Annotated in this window: 14 protein-coding genes and 1 tRNA gene; 12 read left to right on the top strand and 3 right to left on the bottom strand. The window is 62.5% G+C overall.

The features are described from left to right. The first annotated feature begins 89 nt into the window (after positions 1-89). Both E0H22_RS17080 and E0H22_RS17075 read left to right on the top strand, forming a co-directional pair. The gene (locus tag E0H22_RS17080; protein ID WP_233022191.1) at positions 90-824 is read left to right on the top strand and encodes a histidine phosphatase family protein; all 735 of its coding nucleotides are present in this window, start codon (positions 90-92) and stop codon (positions 822-824) included. A 107-nt stretch (positions 825-931) separates the two neighbouring features. Continuing rightward, complete coding sequence (locus tag E0H22_RS17075) at positions 932-1,699, top strand: SDR family NAD(P)-dependent oxidoreductase (protein ID WP_233022190.1); 768 nt, start codon at positions 932-934, stop codon at positions 1,697-1,699. A gap of 155 nt (positions 1,700-1,854) precedes the next feature. Here E0H22_RS17075 and E0H22_RS17070 read toward each other — a convergent pair whose 3' ends face one another. After that, positions 1,855-3,078, bottom strand: coding sequence for a serine hydrolase domain-containing protein (locus E0H22_RS17070; RefSeq protein WP_233022189.1), 1,224 nt, complete (start codon positions 3,076-3,078; stop codon positions 1,855-1,857). 177 nt (positions 3,079-3,255) lie between these two features. On the opposite strand from E0H22_RS17070, the gene tuf reads away from it, so the two are divergent. Then, positions 3,256-4,446 (top strand): elongation factor Tu, encoded by a 1,191-nt coding sequence (gene tuf, locus E0H22_RS17065; RefSeq protein ID WP_233022165.1) that lies wholly within the window; start codon positions 3,256-3,258, stop codon positions 4,444-4,446. A gap of 168 nt (positions 4,447-4,614) precedes the next feature. Next, a tRNA-Trp gene (locus E0H22_RS17060) sits at positions 4,615-4,690 on the top strand. A gap of 172 nt (positions 4,691-4,862) precedes the next feature. Here the strand turns inward: E0H22_RS17060 and E0H22_RS17055 are convergent. Then, on the bottom strand, positions 4,863-6,056 hold the full coding sequence (locus E0H22_RS17055) for a GGDEF domain-containing protein (RefSeq protein WP_233022188.1): 1,194 nt from the start codon (positions 6,054-6,056) through the stop codon (positions 4,863-4,865). A 329-nt stretch (positions 6,057-6,385) separates the two neighbouring features. On the opposite strand from E0H22_RS17055, the gene E0H22_RS17050 reads away from it, so the two are divergent. The 7 genes from E0H22_RS17050 to E0H22_RS17020 all read left to right on the top strand — a co-directional run bounded on the left by E0H22_RS17050 (position 6,386) and on the right by E0H22_RS17020 (position 13,852). Next, positions 6,386-8,506: a hypothetical protein gene (locus E0H22_RS17050; RefSeq protein ID WP_233022187.1), complete on the top strand. Its 2,121-nt coding sequence runs from the start codon at positions 6,386-6,388 to the stop codon at positions 8,504-8,506. 332 nt (positions 8,507-8,838) lie between these two features. Next, positions 8,839-9,030 carry a preprotein translocase subunit SecE gene (gene secE, locus E0H22_RS17045; RefSeq protein ID WP_233022186.1) on the top strand — a complete coding sequence of 64 codons (192 nt, stop codon included), beginning with the start codon at positions 8,839-8,841 and terminating at the stop codon, positions 9,028-9,030. 14 nt (positions 9,031-9,044) lie between these two features. Next, a complete protein-coding gene (gene nusG / locus E0H22_RS17040) occupies positions 9,045-9,575 on the top strand; it encodes a transcription termination/antitermination protein NusG (protein ID WP_233022185.1) in 531 nt (176 codons plus the stop codon). Between the two features lie 211 nt (positions 9,576-9,786). Then, positions 9,787-10,215, top strand: a complete 429-nt coding sequence (rplK, locus tag E0H22_RS17035; protein ID WP_233022184.1) for a 50S ribosomal protein L11 — start codon at positions 9,787-9,789, stop codon at positions 10,213-10,215. A 6-nt stretch (positions 10,216-10,221) separates the two neighbouring features. Continuing rightward, on the top strand, positions 10,222-10,914 hold the full coding sequence (gene rplA, locus E0H22_RS17030; RefSeq protein ID WP_233022183.1) for a 50S ribosomal protein L1: 693 nt from the start codon (positions 10,222-10,224) through the stop codon (positions 10,912-10,914). Between the two features lie 96 nt (positions 10,915-11,010). Then, a complete protein-coding gene (locus E0H22_RS17025; RefSeq protein WP_233022182.1) occupies positions 11,011-11,964 on the top strand; it encodes a 2-hydroxyacid dehydrogenase in 954 nt (317 codons plus the stop codon). A 295-nt stretch (positions 11,965-12,259) separates the two neighbouring features. Further along, a complete protein-coding gene (locus E0H22_RS17020; protein WP_233022181.1) occupies positions 12,260-13,852 on the top strand; it encodes a UGSC family (seleno)protein in 1,593 nt (530 codons plus the stop codon). A 49-nt stretch (positions 13,853-13,901) separates the two neighbouring features. On the opposite strand, the gene E0H22_RS17015 is transcribed toward E0H22_RS17020, so the two are convergent. Beyond that, positions 13,902-14,768 (bottom strand): helix-turn-helix transcriptional regulator, encoded by an 867-nt coding sequence (locus E0H22_RS17015; protein ID WP_233022180.1) that lies wholly within the window; start codon positions 14,766-14,768, stop codon positions 13,902-13,904. Between the two features lie 263 nt (positions 14,769-15,031). Between E0H22_RS17015 and E0H22_RS17010 the strand changes: the two genes are divergently transcribed. Beyond that, positions 15,032-16,246 carry an ABC transporter substrate-binding protein gene (locus tag E0H22_RS17010; protein WP_233022179.1) on the top strand — a complete coding sequence of 405 codons (1,215 nt, stop codon included), beginning with the start codon at positions 15,032-15,034 and terminating at the stop codon, positions 16,244-16,246. Positions 16,247-16,262: the final 16 nt, after the last annotated feature.

The following is a 16,262-nucleotide window of genomic DNA, read 5'->3' as shown; positions in this document are numbered from 1 at the left end:
GTGCGTCACGGTTTCATCGACGCGAAGATGCTTGAGGCATTGTGCGCTGTGACGTACGACACATGAAACGATATTGAAGGGTGGGTCCGATGTCCAACACCGAAAAGCCGTTCGTGGCGCAGCACAGTGTTCCGCAAGGTGTGACGGCGACGCGGTGGTGGTGGGTGCGACACGCGCCGGTGCGCGGCGACGGCGGCAACATCTATGGCCAGAAGGACATGGATTGCGATTGCAGCGATCGCGTGGTGTTCGCCGCGGTCGGCAAGGTTCTGCCGCGCAACGCGGTGTGGTTTGCCAGCAAGCTGAAACGTACGCATCAGACCGCGGATGCGATCTGGGCTGCCGGGTTTCCGAAGCCGGCCGAGATGACACAGGATGCGGATTTCAACGAGCAGCATCTCGGCGACTGGCAGGGCATGAATCGCGCGGCGTTTTTCGCCAGCCGTCCCATCGCTGTCGGCAGCTACTGGTTCGCGCCGATCGACGAGCGCTCGCCGAACGGCGAGAGTTTTATGGATCTCTACAATCGCACCCGCCGCGGCATTGAGCGCATCAATCGCGACCATGCGGGCAGGGACGTGGTGGTGGTCGCCCATGGCGGCACCATCAAGTCGGCCATCGGCGTCGCCCTGAACGACCAGCCGGAGCGGGGACTGGCTTTCACCATCGATAACTGCTCGATCACGCGGCTCGATCATCTCGGCAGCGACGGCCATAGCGGCTGGCGCATTCCGATGGTCAACCAGCAGCCCTGGATCGCCGATCCGTCGCATGCAGCGATGCATCAGCCGGCGGGGCCGGAGGTGGCGACCAAGCTCGCATGATGTGTCCCCTCTCCCCGCAAAAGCGGGGCGAGGGGACGACGGCAGCGGTGCTGCAACGATCTTATTGAAACGACAACACTCACAAACAACCATCAGGGAGAAACCACATGACCCTTTTCGACATGAAAGGCAAAGTCGCCGTCATCACCGGATCGACGCGCGGTATCGGCCGCGCCATTGCGGAGCGGATGGCGGAACATGGCGCCAAGGTGGTGATCTCCTCGCGCAAGCAGGATGTGTGCGACGAAGTCGCCAAGGAGGTGAACGAGAAGTTCGGCAAGGGCACCGCCGTCGCCATCGCAGCGAACATCTCCAGCAAGGAAAACCTGCAGAATCTCGTCGATGAAAGCCGCAAGGCGTTCGGCAGGATCGACGTGCTGGTCTGCAACGCCGCGTCGAATCCGTATTACGGGCCACTGGCCGGTATCTCCGACGATCAGTTCAACAAGATCCTCAGCAACAACATCGTCGCCAATAACTGGCTGATCTCGATGGTGGTGCCGGAGATGATCGCGCGCAAGGACGGCTCGATCATCATCGTGTCCTCCATCGGCGGCCTCAAGGGCTCGACCACGATCGGCGCCTATTGCGTGTCGAAGGCGGCGGACATGCAGCTCGCGCGCAATCTCGCCTGCGAATACGGCCCGCACAATATCCGCGTGAACTGCATCGCGCCGGGCCTGATCAAGACCGATTTCGCCAAGGCGCTGTGGGACGATCCGGATACGCTGAAGAAATCCACGGCGCGCTCGCCGCTGCTGCGCATCGGCATCCCCGACGAGATCGCCGGGGCAGCGGTGTTCATGGGCTCGGCGGCCGGAAATTTCATGACCGGACAGACGGTCGTGATCGACGGTGGCGCGACGATTAGCTGAGGAGACGATCGACTGCCGCTGCACTCTTCCTGTCGTCACCCGCGAAAGCGGGTGATCCAGTACACGCAGGCTTCGCGAGACGCATGGACGACGTCGGTTACTGGATGCCCCGCTTTCGCGAGGCATGACAAACAGAGGGGAGCCGCGATGGGGCGTTACTCCAGCGCCGCATACACGAGACTCCTGATCAGCGTCCTGAAATATTCGCGCTGGCCGGGGCCCTGCGACATGAACACCGTGAACAGCTCTTCCTTCGGATCGATCCAGAAGAACGTGCCGGCGACGCCGCTCCAGAAGAACTGGCCAGTCGATCCCGCATAGGGCGCAAGCCCGTCATCGGTACGCACGGCGAAGCCGAGGCCAAAGCCGTGACCGGGCGGGACGAGATGCGTTTCCAGTTTCACGTCCGGGGACAGGTGGTTCGACGCCATGAGATGCAGCGTGCGGCTGCCGATCACGCGCACCCCATCCAGCGTGCCGCCGTTGAGCAGCATCTGGCAGAAGCGCGCATAGTCCATGGTCGTGGAGACCAGGCCCCCTCCGCCGGATTCCATCTTTGGAATCTCCAGCGGATCGAAGAGTGACACCTTGTCGCCGGTCCAGGGATCGGTGGGGAAGGGGTTTGCGATACGACCCTTGTTCTCTGCCGAGGTGTGAAAGCCGGTCTCGGCCATCTGCAGCGGAGCGAGGATGTTCTCGGTGAGGTAGCTGCCGAGCGACTTGCCGGACACTACCTCGATGACCCGGCCGAGGATGTCCGTCGAGCGGCTGTAATTCCATTCGCTGCCCGGCTGGCAGATCAGCGGCAGTTTTGCGACGATCTTCGCATGTTCTTCGTTGGTGAGGTCGCGGCTGCGCAAGTTCGATTTCTGGTACATCCGCTGCACCATGCCGTTGCCAGTGATCTCGTAGGAGATGCCCGAGGTGTGGCGAAGCAGGTCCTGGATCGTGATGGGACGGAGGGGTAGCGCGAGTTCCAGCTGGCCGTTGCGCTCGACGCCGACCTTCGTGTCGGCAAATTCCGGGATGAATTTGGAGAGCGGGTCCAGTAGCAGGATGTGCCCGTCCTCGACCAGCTGCATGATCCCGAGCGAGACGATCGGCTTGGTCATGGAGAAGATGCGGAACAGGCTGTCCCTCGCCATCGGGGCCGGACTGTCCGGCGCCTGGCGGCCGAAGGCCTCGAAATAGCCGATCTGGCCCCGGCGGGCGATCAGGGTGGTGACGCCGGGGGTGGTGCCCTTGTCGATCTCGCGGCGGAAGGCGTCGGAAATCTTTTGAAGACGGCTTGATGACAATCCCAGCGATTCCGGCCGGGCCTCGGGCAGGGCGGGTGTCTGGGGTAAAGTGGCGGGTTTTGCGGCGGGCTGGGCGTTCATAGAGGCTCCTTGGGGGCTCCGATTGATCTTGTCTTTTGCCAACCCACATAAGGGGCTTATCCGGCATGGGCTGGGGAGAGTGACCCAGAAGTTCAGGCTTGAACAGGGCCGTTTTCCGCTGTAACCAGCCGCCGGTTTGGTGTGCCGCGCGAGGGCGCCGGCAGAACAGGTGGATCAATGGCCAAAGCAAAATTTGAACGTACGAAACCGCACTGCAACATCGGGACGATCGGTCACGTTGACCACGGCAAGACGTCGTTGACGGCAGCGATCACGAAGGTGCTCGCGGAGACGGGCGGTGCGTCGTTCACCGCTTACGACCAGATCGACAAGGCGCCGGAAGAGAAGGCGCGCGGCATCACCATTTCGACGGCACATGTGGAATACGAGACCGCGAACCGCCACTACGCCCACGTCGACTGCCCCGGCCACGCGGACTATGTGAAGAACATGATCACGGGCGCGGCGCAGATGGACGGCGCGATCCTGGTGGTGTCGGCGGCCGACGGCCCGATGCCGCAGACCCGCGAGCACATCCTGCTGGCCCGCCAGGTCGGCGTGCCGGCGCTGGTGGTGTTCCTGAACAAGTGCGACATGGTCGACGATCCGGAACTGCTCGAGCTCGTGGAAATGGAAGTCCGCGAACTGCTGTCGAAGTACGACTTCCCGGGTGACGACATTCCGATCGTGAAGGGTTCGGCGCTGGCCGCGCTCGAAGACTCGAACAAGGCGCTCGGCCACGACGCGATCCTCGAGCTGATGAAGAACGTCGACGCCTACATCCCGCAGCCGGAGCGTCCGGTGGACCAGCCGTTCCTGATGCCGGTGGAAGACGTGTTCTCGATCTCGGGCCGCGGCACCGTGGTGACCGGCCGTGTCGAACGCGGCATCGTCAAGGTGGGCGAGGAAATCGAGATCGTCGGCCTGAAGGCGACGCAGAAGACCACGGTCACGGGCGTGGAAATGTTCCGCAAGCTGCTCGATCAGGGCCAGGCGGGCGACAACATCGGCGCGCTGCTGCGCGGCACCAAGCGTGAAGACGTGGAGCGCGGCCAGGTGCTGTGCAAGCCGGGTTCGGTGAAGCCGCACACCAAGTTCAAGGCCGAGGCCTACATTCTGACGAAGGAAGAGGGTGGCCGTCACACGCCGTTCTTCACCAACTACCGTCCGCAGTTCTACTTCCGCACCACCGACGTGACCGGTGTGGTGCATCTGCCGGAAGGCACCGAGATGGTGATGCCGGGCGACAACATCGCCATGGAAGTGCACCTGATCGTGCCGATCGCGATGGAAGAGAAGCTGCGCTTCGCCATCCGCGAAGGCGGCCGCACCGTCGGTGCAGGCGTCGTCGCTAGCATCATCGAGTAATATCGATTAGAGACGGCGGGCAGGGGAGTTCCCCTTGCCCGCCGTTTCGATTCCTGAGACGTTTTTGTTCTTGTGACGTTTTGTTCCTGAACTGTGCACTTCGGCTCTTGCAAATCAGGCGGGCGATGTGCTTCAAACGGCGCGAAATGACCGCTGCGTCGTTCCTGTAGGGGTGTAGCTCAGTTGGTAGAGTACCGGTCTCCAAAACCGGTTGTCGTAGGTTCGAGCCCTACCGCCCCTGCCATTTTCAACCGTCTGAAAATAATCGACTTTTGGCCCGCCCGCGCTGCCGTTACGCGGGCGTTCGGCTGGCGACATCCGCGGCCTGTTCCGGATCACGCCGAATTCGCGGTCCGGTCGTCTCGGGGCCGTCGCGCCTGCCTTGCGGGGGCGGGTGCTTCTGTTCGCCTATGACCTCAGCCAAACCGGCGCCGCTGCGCGGCGGCGAGCACGCGATTGCGGCCGGCATCCTTGGCGCGATAAAGCGCGCGGTCGGCACGGGCGAGCAGTTCTTCCGGCGTGTCGTAGGGGCCGATCTCGCTGACGCCGGCGGACAGAGTGAGGGCGAGATCGGAAGAGAGCGACGGCCAGTCGATCGCGGCAATGATGCCACGCTGCCGCTCGACGATCTGCACGGCCTGATCGAGATTCGTATCCGGCAGGACCAGCAGGAATTCCTCACCGCCATAACGGCCGAGCTTGTCGACCATGCGGATATTGGCGAGAAGCGAGCTCGCGAAGCGGCGCAGCACGTCGTCGCCGGCGGGGTGGCCGAAACGGTCATTGATGCGCTTGAAGTGATCGAGATCGATCAGCGCCACGCAACCGCGCGCGCCGCGCTGGACCTTGGCGATCTCATCGACGAGGCACTTCATGACGTATCGGCGGTTATAGGCGCCGGTGAGTTCGTCGAGCTGCGCCAGTTCCTCGATCCGCGCATTGGCAGCGGCGAGGTCGTTGCTGCGGCGATAGAGGGTTTCGCGCATCGACGAGCCGTAGAGGCTGGCGCCGACGCAACGGGCAAGCGTGCTGACGAAACAGGCCAGCGCGAGCGCGCGGTCTGCGGCATCCTCCATGGGAAGGCCGATGGGCTTGTCGGTCATGAGGAAAAGCACGGCGAGGCCGAACGTGGCGTAAGCCCAGACGATGCCGATCTGCCGGACGTTCAAGCGCAGCGCGCCGAAACCGAGCACGACGAAGATCATGGCGATAAAGTAGAAGCCGATCTGCGGCACGAGATAGATCGCGCCGATCTGGATGGTGATGCTGACCAGACTGAGCGGCACGAACAGATAGTGATCCCTCAGCCGATCGCTGACGCGCGCTTCGGACAGGAAGAAGGTGACGCCGATCACGGCGAGCCGCAGCGTGAGATAGACGAGGCCGGTGGTGACCGTCGTGACGCCGAGGCCGGCATAGGCGAACAGGATGGCGCCATCGAGGACGTGGCTGACGGCTTGGGCGATGTAGGCCGGCCGACGCTGGGAGACGCGCCGCGCCGGCTGAAGCGGCGTGTTGCCGCGGATCGCCGTCTGGTTCGAAACCGTTCCGATAGTAGCGGCAGGCTGCATGGTCACCACCGTGCTGATCTTGCGACTACTCTCCCACATAAACCGCTCAAGGCGATGTTTTCGTCGATGACAGGTGGTGTGATGCTGCGCTGAATGGCGCATGATTTGCTGGCTGGTTAACGTTCGTGCGTTGCGCGGTCCGCAATTCGTTTCAATAGAGCATGATCCCGAAAAGGGGCCGGTTTCCGGGATCGACCGTGCTCTGGCAGCCGAAACGCGCGGGCTGATCTGGCGAAGGAAGATGGATTACGCATGCCGCTGTGCCGCGGAAGGACTGCGCGATCGTTGCCTGCGGCGGGCCGCCGCGGCGGTGAACCCGATTGGCCGTCAGCACGACAAACCCGATGCTGCCAATCCGGAAATTGAAAATGAAATTGCTTGTAACGTTCGTCGTGGGGGCCACGACGTTGCTGGTGTCGTCCTTCGGCCATCATGCGCGCGCCTCCGATCTGCTGTGGCAGGTCGAGAGCCCGTTCCGCTTTTTCAAGAACGCTGCCTCCTTCGCCATGTATGAGCGCGGCTATCCCGCCGCCCGCAACGGAGCGGTGCTGCCGCCTGCCGATGTGGTGTGGCGCACCGAACGACGGCTGAACGATCCCGATTGCACCGACAAGACCAGTCCGACCAGTTGCGCCGACACTGCGCGCGCGGGCTATCATCGTTCGCGTCTCGGCTGGGCGGCACAGACCATCGATGCCGTCTGTTATGACAGCCGGCAGGGACGTTATCTTTCGTCCTGCGATCGCCGCTATTCGTGGGGCACCGCGAAGGAAGACTATGTGTTGCCGGATGCGCATACGGTGGTGATCCGTTTGACCCCCGACCGGATCGCCGAAGCCGGCGCGGGCGATTGCGCCTGGAGCTGGACGCCGCGCCGCCCCGGCAGCAAGGCCGAAACCCGCACGCAATCCTGCGCCTCGCCGCTGAAGATCAATCGTCTGCCGTTCTCGGTCGATCGCAATCTCTCCGGCGCGACGGTGCAGGTGGCATTGCCCGGCGGGCGGATGCTGAACGAACTCGTCGCCGTGGAGGATCTGTTCATCGTCGCGCTCGGCGATTCCTTCGCTTCGGGCGAGAGCAATCCGGACGTTCCGGTGACATTCAGCGCCGTGCGCGAGATGGTCTACGATCCGACCCTGCTGCGCGAGGAAATGGCGACGCGCAGCACGGCCAAATCCCAGCAGAAACTGACGCCCGCTGCTCCGGCCGGAAGCTTCGACTACAAGAACCTGCCGCGGCGGAAACTGTCCGACGAAGAGCAGGAGCTGTATTTCCCGCTGGCTTCGGCGCAATTCGAAAAGGCGTTCAATGCCGCCAATCCACGCTGGCTCAGCCCCGACTGCCATCGCTCGCAATACGGCTATCCGTTCCGCGTCGGCCTGCAGATGGCGATGGAAAATCCGCATCGCTCGGTGACGCTGGTCAGCCTGGCCTGCACGGGCGCCGAAATCACCGAAGGACTCTTTCTCGAGAAGAAGTCGCGCGAGGGCGCGGGCAACCCCATGGTGCGCTCGCAGCTCGATCAGCTCGCCGACCTGATCTGCAGGAGTCCGCAAGGCCGCACCCAGCGCGCAACCTATAACCTGCCGACCTATGCGAGCGGCAGCGTGCAGGTGGCGAATACGCCGGTTTCCAAGGCCTGGTGCGCGCCTTCGGAGCGCAAGCGGCCGATCGATACGCTGCTGCTGTCAATCGGCGGCAACGATGTCGGCTTCTCGCCGCTGATGGTCTATGCGATGACCGAAACCGCGGGCGACCTCGCGCCGATCGCAAGTCTGCTCGGCAAGCAGATCCGGTTTTCGCCGCAGGTGTCGCGCGCCTATATGGAGCAGCTTGACGAGCGCATGGTGGCGCTGCGCGATGCGTTGCGCGACGGGTTCGGCGTGCAGCCTGCGAACGTGCTGCAGACCGCCTATGAGCCGATCCAGTTCGACGAGACCGGCGCCATGTGCGGCGCGCTGCCGACGCTCGGCCTCGACGTCCACAAGAAGCTGGCGCTGTCACGCGAGCGGCTGGCCGAGACGGTGAGTTTCCTGAACGATTTCTTCGCGCGCACCGCTTGCATCACCAATGCACGGTCGGGCAGTTGTCCGGTGCTGGCAACGGGGGCAGGGACCGGCTTCCGGCTGATCACCGACCACCAGCCGGAATTCACCCGGCGCGGCCTTTGCGCCCGGGATCCGAAACGGCCGCAGGCGGATGGCGAGGCCATGGCGATGCCGCGGCGCTGGTTCGGCAAGGAAGAATTCACGCCCTACTCGCCGGCAGCCTATCTGCCCTATGCGTCGCGCTGGCGCCTGTTCCGGACCCCCAATGACGCGTTCCTGACCGCCAACGTCCATGCGACCGGCTTCACCCAGTTCGACATCCTGCAGCCGGTCTATGCGGCCATGTATAGCGGGGCGGTGCACCCAACCGCGGAAGGGCATGCCATCGTAGCCGATCACGTGGTCCGTCATGTCCGGGCACTGGTGACCAATCGCCGCTAGCGCACATGTCCCACGTGTCCATGTCTTTTCCAAATTAAATCAAAGACTTGTATGGTCGGGACAAACCCGGCCATGACGGTGGACGAGGGCCGCCCGGTTTCCTTCGGGCCCATTGGAGTTCTTGACCTTTTCCTGCCGCCGCCCTACAAAGCGCCACTCGCTGTCGGCCCGGTTGACGGACTTCCGACGCGGCTTCGATCTCCAGACAAACGAGCTCGCTTGGCGGCTCATCCTTGGCAAAGTTCGCTTTGACAATGGATCGGGCGCAAGAGGGCTGTTCGGATTCCTGAAACCTATTCAATCGTCTGACGACGGATGCGGATCACATAACGATGGCGATGAGCCCGTTCAAATTCCTGCAGGAAGTGCGCACCGAGACCAACAAGGTCACGTGGCCTTCGCGTCGCGAGACGACCATCACCACCATCATGGTGTTCATCATGGTGGCGCTCGCGTCGGTGTTCTTCTTCGCGGCAGATCAGATCATTCGCCTGCTTGTGACTTTCTTGCTCGGCATTCGCTAAATCGGACCTGAATTATGAGCATGCGCTGGTACATCGTTCACGCCTATTCGAACTTCGAGAAGAAGGTCGCCGAATCCATCAAGGAGCAGGCGAAGCAGCGTGGCGTGGAAGACCTGTTTGAGCAGGTGCTGGTCCCGACCGAGAAGGTCACGGAAGTGCGCCGCGGCCGCAAGATGGAAGCCGAGCGCAAATTCTTCCCCGGCTATGTCCTGGTGAAGATGCAGCTCACCGACGAGGCCTTCCACCTCATCAAGAATACGCCGAAGGTGACGGGTTTCCTCGGCGCAGAAAACAAGCCGATGCCTATCTCGGAGGCGGAAGCGATGCGCATCCTGCATCAGGTGCAGGAAGGCGTGGAGCGTCCGAAAACCTCGGTGTCGTTCGAAGTCGGCGAGAACGTCAAGGTCGCCGACGGTCCGTTCGCGTCGTTCTCCGGCGTGGTGGAAGAAGTCGACGATGCGCGTTCGCGTGTGAAGGTCGCGGTGTCGATCTTCGGCCGCGCAACGCCGGTCGAACTGGAATTCGGTCAGGTCGAGAAGGTCTGATCGTTTAGGTGTCCCGGATGCGATGCAGCACGGAGTGCTGCTTCGCTGAGCCGGGACCTTAAGAGACTGGGACGGTCCCGGTTCTGCGCTGCATCGCGCCCGGGACAAGAACAGAATAGGTCGTGGGAGGAGAGGGCGGTCGCCAACCGCACTTGAACCGCACCACGAAACCTGAAACCGCCGGCATCCGCCGGCACAACAGGAGTGTACAATGGCAAAGAAAGTGACCGGATACCTGAAGCTTCAGGTGCCGGCCGGTGCGGCCAACCCGTCGCCACCGATCGGTCCCGCGCTTGGTCAGCGCGGCCTCAACATCATGGAATTCTGCAAGGCGTTCAACGCGCAGACGCAGAAGGAAGAAAAGAACACCCCGATTCCGGTGGTGATCACGATCTATGCGGATCGTTCGTTCACCTTCGAGATGAAGACCCCTCCGATGTCCTACTTCCTCAAGCAGGCAGCGAAGATCCAGTCCGGCTCGAAGGCGCCGGGCCGTGACGTTGCCGGCAAGGTGACCTCCGCCCAGGTGCGCGAGATCGCCGAGAAGAAGATGAAGGATCTCAATTGTGATTCCGTCGAATCGGCCATGCGCATGGTCGAGGGCTCTGCCCGTTCGATGGGTCTGCAGGTTCAGGGGTAAGCGGTCATGGCAATCGGAAAGCGTTTGAAGGCTATTCGCGAAGGCGTTGATCGCGAGAAGCTCTACACGATCGACGAAGCGATCAAGATGGTGAAGGAACGCGCCAAGGCGAAGTTCGACGAGACCATCGAGGTCTCGATGAATCTCGGCGTCGATCCGCGCCACGCCGACCAGATGGTCCGCGGCGTCGTCACCCTGCCGAACGGCACCGGCCGTACGCTCCGCGTCGGCGTGTTCGCTCGCGGTCCCAAGGCCGAGGAAGCCAAGGCTGCCGGCGCCGACGTGGTCGGTGCGGAAGACCTGGCCGAGAAGGTGCAGAACGGCGAAATCAATTTCGACCGTTGTATCGCCACCCCCGACATGATGCCGCTGGTCGGCCGTCTCGGTAAGGTGCTCGGTCCGCGCGGCATGATGCCGAACCCGAAGATCGGCACCGTGACCATGGACGTCACCGGCGCCGTCAAGGGCGCCAAGGGCGGTTCGGTCGAGTTCCGCGTCGAAAAGGCTGGCATCATCCAGGCGGGCGTCGGCAAGGCCTCGTTCGGTGCCGAGAAGCTGGTCGAGAACATCAAGGCTCTCGCCGACGCTGTCGTGAAGGCGAAGCCGGCTGGCGCCAAGGGCACCTATGTGCAGCGCGTGGCCGTGTCCTCGACCATGGGCGTCGGCATCAAGGTTGAGCCGAACACCGTGCTCAGCTAAGCCGGAACGAGGCTTGCATGGAACCAGGGCGGGATCGGGCAACCGATCCCGCCCTTTCTTTTGTCTTTCGTGTTTTGTCTGCACAGGAATAAGCAAATGGTCGAGAAGGTCCTGATCTATTCGCGTTTTCCCAAGGCCCAGATGGTGCGCATCGGCCAGCGTTTCGATCTTCTCGATGCCGGCGGCAAGCCACCGCTGGACGTATTCTCGGCAGATGAGCTGAAAGATGTGCGCGCGATGATCACCGCCGGCGGACAGCTTTTGCCGGGCGAAGTGATGGACATGATGCCGGCGCTGGGCGCCATCATCTGTTACGGCACCGGCTATGACGGCGTGGACTTCAATGCGGCTGCCGCGCGCAAGATCGTGGTCGGCAACAGCCCCGGCGCCAATGCGGCGTCCGTCGCCGATCTCGCGCTGACGCTGATGCTGGCGGTGACGCGGCGCGTCATCCCAGCGGATCAGTATGTGCGCGCGGGCGGCTGGTCGGATCGCAAGCCGTCGCCGCTGATGGCGCCGCAGCCGGGCAATCCCGGCCGCAAGGTCGGCGTCTATGGCATGGGCGAGATCGGCCGCAAGATCGCTTCGCGCGTCGCGGCGTTCGAATGCGACGTCGCCTATACCAACCGCACGAAGTATGACGAGCTGCCGTATCGCTACGAGCCGGACCTCGCCGCGCTGGTCGAATGGTGCGACGTGCTGATGATCGCGGTGCGCGCCGGCAAGGAGACGCAGCATATCATCGATGCCGATATGCTGAAGAAGCTCGGTCCGAATGGCTATGTGGTAAATATCTCGCGCGGTTCGGTGATCGATCAGGCGGCGCTGGTGCAGGCGCTGACCGACAAGACCATCGCCGGTGCCGGCCTCGACGTGTTCGAGAAGGAGCCGCATGCGCCCGACGCACTCACCGCATTCCCGAATGTCGTGCTGACGCCGCATATCGGCGGCCACACACAGGATTCACACGCGGCGATGCAGGACTGCGTGATCGCGAATCTCGATGCTTTTTATGCAGGGAAGGGGCTGCCGTACAAGGTCGGCGTCTGACGCGTCATCCGGATTACGCGTCGCGCGGTCCCGTCATCTCGTTCCCATTCGTATGCGTCGGTCGGCCTCGCTCCTGCCACCCCAAGGTCCGATTCCGGGCCGGATTATCCAAGATCGTTCAATACGCAGGCGACGTTCGCCCCCATGATCCTTGCAAGTTCTGTCGAGCAAGGAAAAACATCGGATGGCGACAACTGTGCTTTATCACACCGTATGGCCAGGCGGCGAACCGTGTGTCCCGACGTTCTCGCCGGCCGAGCGACCCGCAAGTCTTGCAGGATGTCGTATCGGATTCGTGTGGGACTATCTGTTTCGCGGCGATGAGATCTTTGCGCTGCTTCAGGAATCTCTCGGCAAGACTTTTCCCGACGCGACGTTCGTCGGCTTCGAGAAGTTCGGCAACACACTTGGTGCTCACGATCACCAGGTGCTTGCCGAATTGCCGGCCAGGCTTGCTGAACATGGTGTGGATGTCGTCATCTCGGGGATCGGCTGCTGCGGCGCCTGCACGCCCGCAGTCATCAGAGCCAGCGCGGCGATCGAAAGGGCAGGTATCCCGACGGCATCGCTCGTATGCGAGGGATTTGCGGGGCAGGCGCGCGCGGTGTCGCCGGGGCTCGGCTGTGCCTGGCTCCCGGTGGTGGAAATGCCGGGATATGTCGACAGTCTGAGCGACGACGAGCTGCACGACATGGTGATGACACACACCGCGCAGGCGGTGACTGCGTGCCTGACAAGGCCGCCAGCGCCGCAAGGGCGCGCAGCCAAAGTGTACGCGCCATCGGCCATCGTGGCGACCGGCGACTTCTTCGAGATCAACGAGATCTATCACGACAGGGGATGGTCCGACGGTTTGCCGATCGTCCCGCCGACCAGGGAAGCGGTGGACCAGTTCCTGGCTTGTGCGGCGGATCCGCCGGATCGCATCATCGGTTGCGTGCAGCCATCGGGGGCCGCCGTCACCGTCCGGAACGTGGCGGTGAATGGGGTCATGGCCGGATGCGCCCCGGCTTACATGCCGGTCCTGGTGGCGATCGCCGAAGTCATGGCCAGCCCCGCATATGGCGTCGAACATAGTGGCGACACCACGGGGGGCGATCCCTTGATCGTGCTCAGCGGACTGCTCATCGGCTCCCTCGGCTTCAACTGTGCGAACGGCGCCATGCGCGAGGGGACGCGGGCCAACACTACCGTCGGGCGTTTCTTGCGGCTGTTTCTTCGTAACGTGGTCGGCCTACGTCCGGGCGAAGGCGACAAGTGCACATTCGGACATTCCGCGCGCGTGGTGCTGGCCGAGCACGAGGCCGAAGTCGAAAAACTGGGGTGGACGACATTCGCCGAACGCCAGGGTTTTGTGAAAGGCACCAATGCGGTGACCGTCGGCCGGTTTACCGGAGATACGGTGGTGGGATCGATCTATGGCCGTGATCCCGAGGACATTTCGCTCTATCTCGCTGACGGTCTGATCCGCCAGAGTTGTTGGGAGCTCTGCTTTACCGCCGGTCTTGCGCCCGGCACCTCTCGTCCGCTGCTGGCAATAAGCCCCATGGTCGCAAAAACCCTGGCGAAGGCCGGCAGCTCCATCGAGGATCTTCGGGAACGGCTCTATCGACACGCCCGGATTCCGGCGTGGAAGTTCGAAACCTATATCGGCAAGTGGTCCAACACTGTTCCGGGACGCAGGAGCCTTGTGCAGCTCCATGAGGACGGTCTCGCGGCTGCTCATTTTGCCGAAAGCGACGATCCCAACCGTCTGGTGCCGATCGTCGCGCGGGCCGAGGACATCCTCATCGTCGTATCGGGCGATCCCTATCGGTCGAATGCGATGGCATTTGGAAGCAATGGTCTCCACGGATTTCCGACCAGCCGCGCGATCCGGATTGCATGACGGGGCCGTTCGGCGTCATCGATACGGCGCTTCTGCCATAGCCGATGTCTCACAGTCCGTAGAGCGGCCAAGCAAAGTGCGACTGGTTGGTCGCCCGCTGTGACTGAAGGCCGATGTGATCCTTCCGGTATCGACCGGGAGTGATCCCGGTCACGCGCTTGAATGCGCGTGTCAGATGCGCTTGATCGGCGAAACCGGTGGCGGAGGCGACATCCGCGACGCATTGCCCCTTGGAGAGCAGCTCGAGGCTCTTATGAAGGCGTCTTTGCATATGCCACGCATGCGGAGGGATGCCGACGATATGCGTGAAGCAGCGAACAAGCAGAAAACGGTCGATGCGCGCGGCTTCCACAAGATCGTTCAGTGTCACATTGCGGTCGAGATGCGCAGCGAGATAGGCCTTGCATATCTCGACTGCGCGCAGTTCGGTCGGCTTATACGACGATTGCTGCGGAAGACGCGCGTGGCGTGTCAGAAAGTCGTCCAGCACGGCCAGCAGGGCTTCCTCCTGTCGCAGCGCGGATGGCCCGTTGAAGCTGCGAAACAGAAGCTGAAGCGTTTGCCTCGTGCGCTCGTCCGAGATGATCGTATCGCAGAGAAAGCGCGATCCGCCGGGGTGGTGTTGTTCGAGCAAGATCGACGGAATGGTGATTGTGTGGTAGTACCACCCATCTTCGATCCCGGGCTCTGCCGCGTGCACTTCGTTCGGCGGGACGGCAACGATCTTTCCCGCATCGGCCGCATGCGTTACGCCGCGATAGTGCAGTCTCTGCACGCCGTCTCCCAAGAGCGATAGCATCAGCCCGTCGTGGCTGTGGCGGGGCAGAACATGGTCGCGATAGCGTCCGGCGACCACTTCAATGCCACCGAGATCGTTCAGCTTCAAACCGCGAGGGATGGAGTCCTGGATTGGCATGCGCGGAGCTTAAGACCTCGGTCGCAGCGGATGCAAGCGCAGCGTGCCGCTTTGAATGGCATGGCGTCCAACTGTGCAGAATTATCCAATAACGTTCAAGCTTCTGGACATCTGTTTTGTCACCTATGCATCCGGCCGCTCGTCGTGCGGTCACCCGTCTCACGTCCTCGCAGGTGGAAGCCGCTCGATCGATGCGCCACGCGCATCGCCCGGCGATCGACAGGCGAGGGCAGAACAACGATGTTCATCGAGGGAATGATGGAATGCTGAGGTCAAGGTCTCCGTTGCTGCGATTTGCGCTTCCGCTTCTGTTGCTGCTCGAGATGTCGGGTGGCATTCATGCCGAAGAGGCGCCCCTTCGCATCGCTGTCCTGAACGATCAGTCGGGAAGTACGGCGGACGTAACCGGGTTGGGATCTGTGATCGCTGCGCGCCTTGCGATCGAGGACTTCGGCGGCAGCGTTCTCGGGCGCCGTATCGAGCTTCTCTCCGCCGATCACCAGAACAAGACCGACATCGCAGCAGCTGTGACGCGCCGATGGATCGACGTGGACGACGTCAGCGCAATCGTCGATGGCGGGACATCCGCCGCTGCATTGGTCATTCAGGACATTGTGAAGGACAAGCAGAAGATCGCGATGTTTTCCGGCCCGGCGACGTCGGATCTGACGGGGAAAGCCTGTTCACCGTTCGGCTTTCACTGGACCTACGACACTTATGCGCTTGCCAATACGCTGCCGCGGGCGATGGCGAAATCGGGAGCGGATACCTGGTTCTTCATCACCAGCAATTATGCGTTCGGCCATGCGCTCGAGCGGGACGCATCGACGGCGATTGAGGCATTGGGCGGAAAGGTGCTGGGCCGCGTGAGGCATCCGCTCGGGACAGCGGACTTCTCCTCGTTCCTTCTGCAGGCGCAGGGATCCGGAGCGAAGATCATCGGGCTCGCCAATTCCGGCGACGACGCCTTGAACACGATCAAGCAGGCGGGCGAATTCGGGATCGTCGAGGGGGGGCAGCGTATCGGAGGTCTGCTTCTTCTCATCAATACCGTTCATGGCCTGGGCCTCAAGGCATCTCAGGGGATTATCATCGCCGAGGCATTTTATTGGGACATGGATGATGCGACCCGCGATTTTTCGCGGCGATTCGAGGCTGCGGCGAAGAAAAAGCCGAACATGAATCAGGCCGGCGTCTACAGCGCGGTGACGCACTATCTGAAGTCGGTGAAGGCGGCCGGATCAATCGCCGGACCGGCCGTGGCCGACGCCATGCGTTCGATGCCGGTCAATGACTTCATGAGCAAGGACGTCAAAATCCGGAAGGACGGCCGCGTGTTGCGCGACATGCACTTGTTTCAGGTTAAATCGCCATCGGAGTCCCGAGCGCCGTGGGACTATTACAAATATCTGTCATCTGTCCCCGGTGAGGACGCTTTCAGGCCGGCGGCTCAAAGCGAATGTCCTCTGCTGAAGTAAGCGCAACGCAACGGGC

The sequence above is a fragment of the Rhodopseudomonas boonkerdii genome (genome assembly GCF_021184025.1).
GTDB lineage: Bacteria > Pseudomonadota > Alphaproteobacteria > Rhizobiales > Xanthobacteraceae > Tardiphaga > Tardiphaga boonkerdii.
The sequence above is the reverse complement of the archived record's forward strand: the minus strand, read 5'-3'. Positions and strand labels throughout refer to the sequence as shown.

Excerpts from the sequence above, each read along its gene's own strand:
- E0H22_RS17080 (WP_233022191.1), top strand. The coding sequence starts at position 90 with ATGTCCAACACCGAAAAGCCGTTCGTGGCGCAGCACAGTGTTCCGCAA.
- E0H22_RS17075 (WP_233022190.1), top strand. The coding sequence starts at position 932 with ATGACCCTTTTCGACATGAAAGGCAAAGTCGCCGTCATCACCGGATCG.
- E0H22_RS17070 (WP_233022189.1), bottom strand. The coding sequence starts at position 3,078 with ATGAACGCCCAGCCCGCCGCAAAACCCGCCACTTTACCCCAGACACCC.
- tuf (WP_233022165.1), top strand. The coding sequence starts at position 3,256 with ATGGCCAAAGCAAAATTTGAACGTACGAAACCGCACTGCAACATCGGG.
- E0H22_RS17055 (WP_233022188.1), bottom strand. The coding sequence starts at position 6,056 with ATGTGGGAGAGTAGTCGCAAGATCAGCACGGTGGTGACCATGCAGCCT.
- E0H22_RS17050 (WP_233022187.1), top strand. The coding sequence starts at position 6,386 with ATGAAATTGCTTGTAACGTTCGTCGTGGGGGCCACGACGTTGCTGGTG.
- secE (WP_233022186.1), top strand. The coding sequence starts at position 8,839 with ATGGCGATGAGCCCGTTCAAATTCCTGCAGGAAGTGCGCACCGAGACC.
- nusG (WP_233022185.1), top strand. The coding sequence starts at position 9,045 with ATGAGCATGCGCTGGTACATCGTTCACGCCTATTCGAACTTCGAGAAG.
- rplK (WP_233022184.1), top strand. The coding sequence starts at position 9,787 with ATGGCAAAGAAAGTGACCGGATACCTGAAGCTTCAGGTGCCGGCCGGT.
- rplA (WP_233022183.1), top strand. The coding sequence starts at position 10,222 with ATGGCAATCGGAAAGCGTTTGAAGGCTATTCGCGAAGGCGTTGATCGC.
- E0H22_RS17025 (WP_233022182.1), top strand. The coding sequence starts at position 11,011 with ATGGTCGAGAAGGTCCTGATCTATTCGCGTTTTCCCAAGGCCCAGATG.
- E0H22_RS17015 (WP_233022180.1), bottom strand. The coding sequence starts at position 14,768 with ATGCCAATCCAGGACTCCATCCCTCGCGGTTTGAAGCTGAACGATCTC.
- E0H22_RS17010 (WP_233022179.1), top strand. The coding sequence starts at position 15,032 with ATGCTGAGGTCAAGGTCTCCGTTGCTGCGATTTGCGCTTCCGCTTCTG.